11 protein-coding genes are annotated in these 11,333 nt (G+C 65.0%); 6 read left to right on the forward strand and 5 right to left on the reverse strand.

Going from position 1 to position 11,333, the window contains the following annotated elements; genetic code table 11:
• The first annotated feature begins 97 nt into the window (after nucleotides 1-97).
• Nucleotides 98-580, forward strand: coding sequence for a hypothetical protein (locus BN973_RS28085; protein ID WP_036473518.1), 483 nt, complete (start codon nucleotides 98-100; stop codon nucleotides 578-580).
• 188 nt (nucleotides 581-768) lie between these two features.
• Nucleotides 769-2,853 carry a serine/threonine-protein kinase PknH/PknJ gene (locus tag BN973_RS31870; protein WP_231122297.1) on the forward strand — a complete coding sequence of 695 codons (2,085 nt, stop codon included), beginning with the start codon at nucleotides 769-771 and terminating at the stop codon, nucleotides 2,851-2,853.
• Between the two features lie 104 nt (nucleotides 2,854-2,957).
• Here the strand turns inward: BN973_RS31870 and BN973_RS28100 are convergent, their stop codons facing one another.
• A complete protein-coding gene (locus BN973_RS28100) occupies nucleotides 2,958-3,365 on the reverse strand; it encodes a hypothetical protein (protein WP_139813798.1) in 408 nt (135 codons plus the stop codon).
• Between the two features lie 251 nt (nucleotides 3,366-3,616).
• Between BN973_RS28100 and BN973_RS31875 the strand changes: the two genes are divergently transcribed.
• Together BN973_RS31875 and BN973_RS28110 are read left to right on the forward strand one after the other, a co-directional pair.
• Nucleotides 3,617-4,537 (forward strand): DUF4333 domain-containing protein, encoded by a 921-nt coding sequence (locus BN973_RS31875; RefSeq protein ID WP_232232242.1) that lies wholly within the window; start codon nucleotides 3,617-3,619, stop codon nucleotides 4,535-4,537.
• 48 nt (nucleotides 4,538-4,585) lie between these two features.
• Nucleotides 4,586-5,176 (forward strand): hypothetical protein, encoded by a 591-nt coding sequence (locus tag BN973_RS28110; protein WP_036473529.1) that lies wholly within the window; start codon nucleotides 4,586-4,588, stop codon nucleotides 5,174-5,176.
• A gap of 306 nt (nucleotides 5,177-5,482) precedes the next feature.
• Here BN973_RS28110 and BN973_RS28115 read toward each other — a convergent pair whose 3' ends face one another.
• The 3 genes from BN973_RS28115 to BN973_RS28125 form a co-directional block, all read right to left on the reverse strand.
• Nucleotides 5,483-7,270, reverse strand: coding sequence for a hypothetical protein (locus BN973_RS28115; protein ID WP_064942980.1), 1,788 nt, complete (start codon nucleotides 7,268-7,270; stop codon nucleotides 5,483-5,485).
• 71 nt (nucleotides 7,271-7,341) lie between these two features.
• Entirely contained in the window at nucleotides 7,342-7,974 is a 633-nt protein-coding gene (locus BN973_RS28120) for an RES family NAD+ phosphorylase (RefSeq protein WP_036473533.1), read from the reverse strand.
• The gene (locus BN973_RS28125; protein ID WP_036473535.1) at nucleotides 7,971-8,558 is read right to left on the reverse strand and encodes a helix-turn-helix domain-containing protein; all 588 of its coding nucleotides are present in this window, start codon (nucleotides 8,556-8,558) and stop codon (nucleotides 7,971-7,973) included. Before BN973_RS28125 ends, BN973_RS28120 begins: the two co-directional genes overlap by 4 nt.
• A gap of 153 nt (nucleotides 8,559-8,711) precedes the next feature.
• Between BN973_RS28125 and BN973_RS28130 the strand changes: the two genes are divergently transcribed.
• On the forward strand, nucleotides 8,712-10,133 hold the full coding sequence (locus BN973_RS28130) for a neutral zinc metallopeptidase (protein ID WP_051641723.1): 1,422 nt from the start codon (nucleotides 8,712-8,714) through the stop codon (nucleotides 10,131-10,133).
• 316 nt (nucleotides 10,134-10,449) lie between these two features.
• On the opposite strand, the gene BN973_RS31880 is transcribed toward BN973_RS28130, so the two are convergent.
• Nucleotides 10,450-10,716: a hypothetical protein gene (locus BN973_RS31880; RefSeq protein ID WP_036473540.1), complete on the reverse strand. Its 267-nt coding sequence runs from the start codon at nucleotides 10,714-10,716 to the stop codon at nucleotides 10,450-10,452.
• A gap of 7 nt (nucleotides 10,717-10,723) precedes the next feature.
• On the opposite strand from BN973_RS31880, the gene BN973_RS31885 reads away from it, so the two are divergent.
• Nucleotides 10,724-11,293, forward strand: a complete 570-nt coding sequence (locus BN973_RS31885) for a sensor domain-containing protein (RefSeq protein ID WP_254902468.1) — start codon at nucleotides 10,724-10,726, stop codon at nucleotides 11,291-11,293.
• The last annotated feature ends 40 nt before the right edge of the window (nucleotides 11,294-11,333 follow it).

The raw sequence follows: 11,333 nt of genomic DNA on the forward strand, positions 1-11,333 counted from the left end.
TGTCATTGGCGCAAGGCTCAAGGCGCGCTGAAATGGCACACAACTGTGTTAGATGTGGACGAATGCAGACCAGAACCCAAGCCACGGCTACCTGGGCATGACCCGCGTACTGATCTGGTTGATGCCGCTCTACGTGCTCGCGTTCACGGCCCTCGATGCCCTCTTCGGCCCCCATCGCCAGCACGGCCCTCTACCGACAGCAGCGGTCATCGCAGCCGGCGCCGGGGCCCTGCTGTTTTTCGCAGCCGGCATACACCTGGCCGCCTCCTGGGAACGGCAACGACGAACCGCAGTCCAAAACGGGCGCAGAACTGGTGCGGCCCAAGCCTTCCTAGACCGCCACCCCCACCTGTCGGAACTGCTAGTGGTGGCAGTCGGATCCCCCTCAAATCAGGCACTGGGCTGGCTGATCGGCCTGGCACTATCCGGCGGCACCAGCTACGGCCTTACTCTCGCGCTGACGGCGGCGTTCCACGGAGCCCCTATTGCGTTGCTGGTTTCGGTGAACATCGCCAGCTACACCGTGCTGGTGGCCACCGCGACTTACCTCAACAGCCGCACGACCGCCCCTGACATCTGAGCGCCGGCGTGAACCGTTTTTCGCAGCGGTCGGACCTCGGCCGCCGACAGCCGCGAGCTGAGCCCCGGGGTCCCCGATTACTCAGTTCTTGGATTCTCCCGTCGGGACCGACGGCGGCTCATTACTCTCAGGAGCCGTGAAACCACAGCTGGCCGGCCCGCAATGACTGCGGGGAGGACGTCAACGCTATGCCATTGACGACCGGCCAGACGTTCGCCGGGTACACCATCATTCGCTTGCTTGGGTCGGGCGGAATGGGCGAGGTGTATCTCGCCCAACACCCACGGTTACCGCGCCGAGATGCCCTCAAGCTGCTACCTCGCGAGTGGTCGGCCGACGACGAATTCCGGGCCCGCTTCAACCGCGAAGCCGATCTCGCGTCGACGCTGTGGCACCCCCACATCGTCGGTGTCCACGACCGCGGGGAAGAAGATGGTCAACTCTGGATCTCGATGGACTTCGTCGACGGACTGGACGCTGCCCGGCTCCTGGCCGATCGATACCCCGCTGGAATGCCCCCCGAAGACGTCGTCCGCATCGTAAGCGGCGTCGCCAGCGCGCTAGACCACGCCCACAAGCAAGCTTTGCTCCACCGAGACGTCAAGCCAGCCAACATCATGCTCACCCATCTCGACGACAAGGGTGAGCAACGAATCCTGCTGACCGACTTCGGGATAGCTCGTAACGTCGACGACATCAGCGGGCTGACGAAGACCAACATGACGGTGGGCACGGTGGCCTACTGTGCACCGGAGCAGTTACTCGGCGAAGACCTCGATGGTCGTGCGGACCAATACGCACTGGCTGCCACGGCTTACCATCTGTTCTGCGGCTCGCAGCTCTTCCACAATTCAAACCCCGCGGTTGTCATCAGCCGTCACCTCAATGTGCCTCCACCAGCTCTGGCTGACCTGCGACCGGCACTTGCCAAATTCGACCCCGTGCTGGCCGTCGGTCTCGCCAAACGTCCCGAAGACCGCTTCGAACGTTGCTCCGATTTCGTGCACGCCCTGGCCGAACAACTCGATTCTGCCAGTGCCTCAACACCGTCGGCTCCTACCGTGTCAGCGCCGCGGGCTACCCCTTCGGTCGATGCCGAGGCCGGGCCATCGCGGCGACGGCGGGTAGCCGTAGCCGTCACCGTCGCTGTTCTTGTGGGCGCTTCAATCAGCGCGGCCGCGTTGCTGATGCGGCAGTCCTCGCACGACCAATCCGCGCGGAGCACCGCAACTACCGCGGCGCCGGCTGCGTCACCGGTCACGTTCGAGAACATGCGGGATTTCGTCACCAGCTATTACGGGGAGCTCCCAGCTCATCCCACAGACGCGTGGACAAAACTCGATAGCAAGTACCAAAACCAAACAGGGCAACGTGAATTCGTTGATTTCTGGGCGACAATACAGTCGGTGACCGTTCTTTCGGTCAGCCCCCGCGACGCCAGCAGCGTGGTTGCCGAACTCAAGTACGTCCGACCAGACGGAACATCAAGTACCGAAACCCGTTGGCTCAAAGTGGTGTTGGTGAACGGCGTGATGCTCCTCGATGGATCTGATCGCGTCGGATCAGTCAGTGGATCGCCGACGTCACCAACGCAGCCGTTATTCTCGCCAAAGGCGATCGATCAAGTGTTGCTGACTGCTGACCAGCTGAGCAAGGTGCTCGGAGTGACCGTCGCCAGCACTCCCGCCGGTGATGGGGGCGGCGGCCTTGCCATTGAATCGTCGTCGTACGGGATGTCGGATCATTCAAGCCAAGTCACGCCACGATCATGTGTTGGCGTGGTGTTCACCGGTGAGCATGACGTCTATGCCCCCTCCCAGCCCACCGAAATCAAAACTCAAACCATTGGCCACGTGTACCTCGGTTCGCCGGGCCCGCACCTCATCGAACAAACCGCAGCGGTGTATCCCTCCGCGAAAGACGCCCAGGACTTCTTGAATTCGGCGCAGGCTCAATGGAATACCTGTGCGAAAAGTGAAGTCGATGCCTCCCTGGGCTTCGAGAACGGCGCCGGTTATGTCTTGGGCCCAGTGCAGCGGCAAGGAGACCTCATCACCGTTTCCATGGCCACAAATAGTGGGGAGAACGGGCCAGATGCATGCCAGCAGGCAATGGGAGCCCACGGGAACGTCATCGTCGAAACGCGCAGCTGCCAGGTCCCGAAGATCGCTTCAAACTACGACCCCGATCAGGGATGGCCGCGGGATCCTGCATGGGCTGTCCCCGATGCCAAACGGGTGGCCACCGCAATGCTGGGAAACGTCAAGCCGTAACTGCTGCAGCCGTACTAGTGCAACTTCATCTGGGAATCGGCCGGTGCGTGGGCCCCGATCGGCAAAAGCCGAAAGTCCGCCCTGACCTTACCCGAGCGGATAGGTCAATCCATCCGGCGCTCACGAAGCCGGAAGATGAGTCTTTGCCGCCAGTTCGCGCCCGGCCCAGATTTCAGGAGCTGGAATTGAGAGCCTGAAAGCCCGCTCGGGTTGCCGCGCGGATCGGCCCCCGTGATCAAGACCGGGCCACGCAGCAAGGGCAGGGTGAATGCCGACATCGTCGCAGCGGCAAAGAGATTGAGTGTCGCCATGCGATTAACCGGCGCATTTCGGCCGGTATGGCCGAACCAAAACACCGCGCCGCCACGAGCGGTGAGCGTTTCGACTTGCTTGCCGATGCAATCGGTTACGACGTGATCGCTGATCGCGACCAGGTGCATCCGTTCCTCAGCAGTGACGACGATGCCCAGCTGGGCCCGCGTCCAAAGTAGCGCTTGCTCGTAGGGATCCATGGAGTCGCCCTTGCTCAGCGGAATCGTCCCCACATACCCGTATTTGAGCACACCAGGGGCGGCCATTGGGCGGGGTGGCCACCAGCCTCGGCCCGACGCGGGTCGCGAGCGCGGTCGCCGCATGCGGCGACGACCGGTGAGAGGACGGCAGCTGCGGATCCCGGCACCTCCCGCTTCTACTCGACCTTGCCCGGCAAGGAGCTGCGCGACGCACCTTTGCGTAACATCATGAGCCAGGCGAGGGAGTGATGATGAACAGTCCGGAGGACGGGGAGACCACCAGCGCCTCGGGGTCATTGGCGCGAGAAGGCGGCGAAGAATCCCGCCTGGTCGCACCGCATGATGATCCGGAGCGCACGGTGGTCGTGCCCCGCGGGCACTCGCACGACGACGAAGAATGCACCGTCGTGGTGCCCAACCCTCAGCAGTTGGTTGACGACCCTGAGCGCACAATGGTGGCGCCCCCGTCGCTCGAGCCGCGACGCAGTGAAGACGCCGACGTCGCAGATGACAGCCGACGAGGTAGGCCTGTCCAGGCCGCTTCCGACGGACAGTACGGACAACTCGGGAACTGGCAGCCGACCCCGAACCAGGAAGCCAGTCCGCCATCTGGGCCTCCGCCAACGGCGGCGCCGCCGCAGCATCCGAGGCCTGCCCCTACACCGGGCTATCCGCCTGCTGCGCCCCAGAACGCATCAGCACCGGCGGTTCCCCAGCCGGGTTTCGTTCCCCAACCACTGCACTATGGGCCGGCCAGCCAGTACAGCTTCCCGCCGCCCGGGCCTTACGCCGCCGCGCCCTACGGCCCGGTTGCACCCGCACGCCCCAGGCGCCCTCAGCGGTCTAAGGCCCTGTTGTGGGGTGGCCTGGGACTGGCTGGCGCGCTCCTGGCGACGGGTGTGGCTATCGGTTTGTCCAAGCCCAGCTTCCTAACCACCAAGAAACTCGACATCGGGGCTGCCGAAGCGGAGGTCCAAGGCGTACTGACCGACGAGGTCACCGGCTACGGCGACAAGAACGTTTCCGACGTCAAATGCAATGACGGCGCGAATGTTCCTGTGAGGCAGGGCGCCAGTTTCACCTGCCGGGTTAGCGTCGACGGCACCCCTCGGCAGGTCACCGTGACGTTCTTGGACAACAACGGCAACTACGAAGTGGGCCGACCCGACTAACCGGTCGGCTCCCCGGGGCCGACCGTATGTGTCTGTAGTCTGCGCGGCATGGCCGATAAGACTGCGGTCGCGCACCACGAGGCGGCCCACACCGTCGCTGCGCTGATGACTGCGAACAACGGGCTACTTGATGACCGGATGGCCGTCACCATGGGCACGATCGACGGAGGTCCGTCCGGGGGCAACAGCAAGGTACTGATATCAAGCGATCACCCGGTGCAGGCCGCGTTCATCTATTACGCGGGCCCGTGGGCAGAGGCCCGCTTGCAGTGGGGTAAGCCAGCGCACGCAGTGGACGACACGGACGAAGACGGTAAGTCATTTCGCCAGACCGTCGCTGAGAAATTCGACTTCGGGGCTGACAGTGACGGCGCCTGCTATGCGGGTCTAATCCAGGTCGTCCCAAGCATTCCCGACAACGAGCCGTACTGGTCGGGCCAACTAGAACAAGCCTGGCCAGTCGTCGAAAAGATGGCCGGTGCGCTGCTTGACCGGCTCAACGGCGCAGAGCCGCGGCCCTACCTGCCCCAGTTGGGCGGCAACCGCACGATGCGAAACGTCTCCATGAGCTACGGCGAGGTTGTGGACTTGGTTAAGCCGCTGCTGGAAACGTGCGCGATGTGGCGCTACCTCTCGTAGCCGAGCGCCGCGACGATCAGCGGTACCGACAGCAGCAATGAGAGCCGTCGCTATCCGGCACGAATCTGACTGCGGGACACCAGGAATCTTCCGCGCCTCTGAAATGCGCGGCAGCGCGTCGCTGGGCGATATCCGTTGCAGGGTGCCTGCCAACCGGAGAAGGAGTCGATCCTTTGGGCCCGGATCGCTGGGCTCTGTTTGTCAGTCCGTGGGCAACCGTGGAATGACCCGTCGATCCTTTGGGCCCGGATCGCTGGGCGAAGTCCTCGTGAGTCATTGTAGCCAGTGGCACGCTAGGCCGGCGGGTCAAGGCTGCACCGGTGGTTGCGCCGCTCGAGCGAGCATCAGCGCCGTCGCTGAAAGATCGGGGTCATAGGTGCGACCGCACCCGGCGCAAATGATCTTGCGGCGCCGCCGTCGGCTCTCTACCCGGTTCTCATATCCACAGCCGGCGTGGATTCGGCTCAACCCCGCAGCGGGCACCACTATCACCGGGACGCCGTCGCGGGTCGCTGCGGCGACCATGCTCGACCGCAGAGCGCCAGGCGCTGCATGATCGCGGCGGCGATCGATTTGGCGCTGTAGGTCGGCAGGAATCCTAGTGTGCTCCATGGTGTTTCGTATCACGGCGGAGATATTGGTGTCATCGACGACTAGGCGCCCGCACTGGCTGACCAGCGCGCTTGCAACCCGCCGCCACAAGTCCGTGCGGTGGCCGAGGGCTCGTGCACGGCCGTGCGCTTGCTGTTGCCATAACAGTTTGTCGGCCCGCCGCCACGCTTCAAGCGGTTGGGCGATCTCGAGGTCGGAGCCGCGCCAGGCGAGCGCGAGGGCGGCGAATCGAGCGGGGGAGCGCCACCGCGCAGCATCGGCGGCGGTGATCTGTTCGTCGGGCCGGATCGGATGCGGCCGCGGCCCCTGGTCGGCAAGCCACGTGCTCAGCCGGTCCCGGATGTCGTTCAATGCCGCATCACGAGCCGAGGCGATCTCGGCGTAGCGCTCTAGCCGGGTCCCGACGGAGCCGGGCGCGATGATGCGGCCCGAGATTCCCTCGACGATGGGCACGATCACGTCGGCCAGTTCGGATGGGATCGCCACTGGTCGGTCTGAGCGCCAATGCGCGACCACGACACCCTCATCGATGGCATGCCAGCCCAAATGTATGGCCAGGGTGGGGAGATCGCCGCGGCGGGGGACAGTCGGATGGGGGAGCCGCGCGGTGATCGAAAGCCGCGCCCGCAGATCGGCGCCGAGTCGGGTGACGGTGAGTTTGGCGCGGGTGATATCGGCGTCTTGGGGCAGCCAGCGGTGGGCTTGGACCGGCAAGTCAATCCACTGTGGTTGGCCCCCAAGGGATCCGCATCGCATCCGCACCGTAATGCGTCCTGCGTGGCGCTGCTCGGCGCGGGTCATGGATGCCCACTGGTCGGGGTCAACCCACGGCAGGTGCAGGACGTTATGGTAGCGCCCGGCGGGATCGGCGAGCAGCATCGGAGTCCGTGGCGGCGCGCCGGCGGTTCGCTGCAGTTGGACCGCGAGGGTGCCGGTGCCGTCAAAGCGGTGGTGGCGCAGCGCAGCTGGGCGGCCTTGGGCGCGCTGTTGCTGGATTCGGCGCACCGCCGCCTTATGTTCGTCCATGACGCTGTTGAACGTCGCCCAGAACAGCGTCGGGTCGCCGTGTTGGCAGTAGGTGCGGTAGAGGGCTTTCTGCTCGGCCGCCAGTTGTGCGCCGCGGTCGCGGCGGCGCTGCGCGGCGTCTTGCCTCACGTCGGCGATCGCTTCCCGGCGGGCGTGGCGTGCGGCTTTGAGTGCGGTCCTGGCGTCGTGTAGTCGCTCGGTGATCGCGGTGTTCACGCGTTTGCCTCTGGCTGCGGAGCGGGCAGCCTTCAGTGCCTCGTTGGCCGCGATGGCCTCCGCTTCGGTCGCCGCGACGTGAGCTTCAGCGGCCGCTACCGTCGGATACGACGACCAGATCGCCTTGATGTCTTCGTCATAGGCCAGTTGCAAGGTGACCAGATCCTCGCGCAGGCTATGTGCGAGCCGCAGTTGCTGGCGGACCACCTCAGGAATTTGCCACCGGTAGTGGACGCCCATCGTGTGAACGGTGATAGCGCCCTCGGGTGTCACTGGCCCCGGCTGGACGGGCTCATCATCGGAGGCCATGGTCATAAGATCGTGTAGCCAATCTCGCCAGCTGCTGCTTGCGTGATCGACCAGACGAGCGGGTGCGCGAGCGGGCGTGAGAACGCCGGCATCATCGGGATAGAGTCGGCGGCCGCGGTCCACAGCACAATGTTGGGCCGCCCGGTCATCGTCGACGGGACGTAGAGCCCGTCCAGGTCAGGCCAAGTCGTGTAGATAGCACGGGCCCAGCGCCGGCATACCGAGCGTGGCGCGGCCAGTAGTGCGGTCGAGGCGCTGTTGCGCAGCAGCCAAGTTGTGGACAAGTCGAGCAGGTGCAGTGGCCGCTGGGGGTGCCAGGCGGTCAGGGTCGGAGTGCCTGCGCGGGTGTCGATCACGCGCGTTGTTTGGTAGACCTCGGCCAGGCTGGTTGCGAGATCGGCTGCGGCATACAGCACACCTTCGCTGCGTGCGCCAGGTGAAGGGCCCGGGTGGGGGTCCCACCGCATCGATGGCAGCGGCCCGTAGGTGCGCAGTTGGTTCCAAGGCAGCACGTGCTCGCCGGCGGTGCGGTGGACCCGCCATAGCGTGCCGGTGTAGTCGATGCTGTCTTGCGGTTCTTGGACGAGCTGCGCGGGAGGTGTTCGAGGCGCTTTCGGTTTGGGCTGGGGGCTCACCAGCGTCCGAGATCCTCGAGGAAGCCGGCGACCAACTCGGCGTCACCGCCGGCGGCCAGATGCTCGATCGGCGTGCGGTTGTCAAAGTCGGGCTGCGCGGTGTGCATGAACGCATCCAGGACCGCGGGGGTAGCGTCGCGTGGTATCGCAGGCACGATTACGTCCAAGCCCGGAAGCAGCTCCTTCCCGAGGAACTGCCAGCGGGGGATGCGTCGGCTTCCCTGAAGATCGAAGGCCCATAGCGCTTTTCCGGTGATCCGCCGTGACACGCGCGACCGATCGACACCCAAGATCGCGGCGGCTTCTTTGATGCTGACCGATCCAGAAAGCGCGCCGGTGAGTTGCCGCAACGCAACACGGGCGCGGGCCTGGCGCTCATCGTCGGCCGACCATGTCTCGATGACTGCCTCGGCGCTGGGTTCGGCGTGGGTGCGAAGAAAGTCCACCTCCGTCTTCGACAGCGTGGTTGCTCCCGGGATCGCCGCAAACGCGGAATCTAGCTCGTTGAGAACCTCCTCCACCGAGAGGTCAATCCGGTGCTTGGCCAATAGGGCACCCAACGCGGGCGCCGCCGAACCGTTCATACGCACATACTAGCACGCATGTGCTGTTCTGTGCGGCCCGCGCATGGGCCACACAGAACGGGGCGCGCGCGGATCTTGCGACGATAAGGTTGCCTCGTGACTAGCCGACTGCGCGGTGCGGTCGCTGCGGCGACGGCGGTCAGCGTCGTCGCGATGATCGCCGTCGCCGCCGCGGGGTGCACCACCATCATCAAAGGACACGGTGCCTCGATGCTCTACGACCCTTTCCACGTCGGGGGCCTGCTGGCGGTCGACGGCCCAAGCGGACCTCGCAGCGACGCACCCCAACCCACCGGCACAGTGGAAAACACCGACCATGGTGAGGACGACACTTTGGTGCTGTTGTCGGTCAACGACATTCAAAGTTTCTGGCGCTCCAACTACAGCAAATTTTTCAAAGGCGAATTCAAGCCCGTCGACGAACTCGTCTCCTACGACTCCGAGGATCCGGCCAGCCCTGCCGTATGCCATCACCGAACCTACAAACTGATCAACGCGTTGTTCTCGCCGCGCTGCAACCTGATCGCCTGGGACCGCGGGGTGCTTATCCCCACCGGCAAAACATATTTCGGATCGATGCCGGTCACAGGCATCTTCGCTCACGAGTATGGTCACGCCATTCAGGACATGGCCAACATCGCCCCCCGCGGCACCTCGACGATCGTGCTAGAACAGCAGGCGGACTGCTTTGGCGGTGTCTACATGCGCTGGGTTGCCGAAGGCAAGTCGACGCGCTTCACCCTCAGTACCGGTGACGGGCTCGACCATGTACTGGCCGGCCTGATCACCCTGCGTGACCCGATCCTTACCCCCGACGATCGGGAGCTGATCGAAGAAGGCCACGGCACCGCGCTCGACCGTGTCAGTGCTTTCCAGATGGGTTTTGTCTCAGGCGCCTCGGCGTGTGCCGCGATCGACGACAACGAGGTCAAGCAGCGTCGCGGGGATTTGCCGATCGCGTTGACCTACGACCAATCCGGTCGCTTAGAGACCGGGGAAGTGCCGATCACCGAGCAAACCCTGTCGTCGCTGATGGACACCCTTGGGGCGATCTTCGCCCTGAAAAGCCCCCCGCAGCTGTCCTATACCGCCGCCGGCTGCGCTGACGCCCAAGCCAGCCCGCCCGCCTCATACTGCCCGGCCACCAACACCATCGCTGTCGATCTCGCCCAGCTCCAAAAGATGGGTGCGCCCGGTAATGAGCAGTCCGGTCATGTGCTGATCCAGGGTGATGACACCGCGATGTCGGTGGTGATGTCGCGGTATGTCCTTGCGGTGCAACACGAACGCGGCCTCAAGCTCGATTCACCGGTGAGCGCATTGCGGACCGCCTGCCTTACCGGCCTGGCGCACCGCAAAATGGCTGGCACGGTGTCGGTGCCGTCGGGCAATGCGCTGACCCTGACTGCCGGGGACCTCGACAAAGCTGTTGCCGGGCTGTTGACCAACCACCTGGTGGCCAGCGACGTCAACGGGCAGACCGTGCCGGCGGGGTTTACCCGGATCACCGCATTTCGCTCCGGGGTCGTCAACAGCAACGACGACCTGTGCTACCAACGTTTCACCGACGCCTGAACAGAGCCGCACGCAGGTGCTGGATCAATGCGGGCCCGGTGAGCGAGCAGCGACACGGTGCGACGACAGCCGCTCGCCGACGAGGCATTGGATCCGCAATCCCACTGAGGATTTCACCGTATTGAGGCAGGGTTAGAGCAATGAGCACCGATTGGGGGCCCGGGCAGGGCGATGAGCCGACGATGAACCTCCCGCAGCGCCCACCAGCGCCGCCACCGACGCCGGGGGGAGGATCCTTCCCGCAACCCGGCCCGGCCTGGCAGCCGCCTCAAGCCCCACCACACTGGCAGGGGCCACCGAGTGGGCCGCCGTATCCCTACCCAGTGGGCGGTCCGGGCATGCCGCCCATCGGATACCCGCCGCCGCGGCGGCGCCGGCGTTGGCCCTGGTGGGTTGCCGGTGCGATCACCGCCGTGATCACGGTAGTGGTGATCACGCTGGTGGTGGTGGGCGGCAACGATTCGACGACGACGTCGAACTCGGCGGCGCCGTCATCGACGCGGGCACCTGCCTCGAGCTCGAGTAGGCCGGCGCCGCCGACACCGTCACCGAGCGCTTCGCCGGCGGCGCCGGCGCTAGACATCGCAGCGCTGCCGAGCCTGCTGGCATCTGCCGACCAGGTCGGCAATGTACTCCACGACGTGCAGATGCGACCGCGTGAGGTGGCGACGTCGCTTGCCTCAGACGTGTCGATAGACCCGGCCAAGTGCGCCAGCGCCGTGGCCCCGGCGTTGGCAAGCACCTACACCGGGTCGGGGTATACCGGCGTCGCGGTCCAAGGACTGATGGAGGCCAGTCCGGGACGCCACAAGGTGATTCAGGCGGTGGCGGCGTTCTCCGATGAGGCTGCCGCGCAACAGTTTTACACCCAACAGCTCTCGGCGTGGCGAGGGTGCCGACTGACCGGCGTCACCGTTTCCTTCACCAACGGCCAACCCGATGACCACGCCACGATCACGATCATCAGCGAGACCGACGGCATCGCCAGCACGGTGTTGCTGCCCGCCGGGGCGAGCGAACACCAAGGCAGTGAGTGCGAGCGCGCGATGGGTGTGCGGCGCAACGTCGTGGTGGATGTGCGCGCGTGCGGGCAAAACACCATCACCACGGGCGCATCACTTGCTCGCGTGATCAATGACAACATCACCCGCCACTCATAACCGGCCAGAACTGCGCCCCTGCGGCGGCGGGAGTTTCACG

The organism is Mycobacterium triplex, assembly GCF_000689255.1.
Lineage (GTDB): Bacteria > Actinomycetota > Actinomycetes > Mycobacteriales > Mycobacteriaceae > Mycobacterium > Mycobacterium triplex.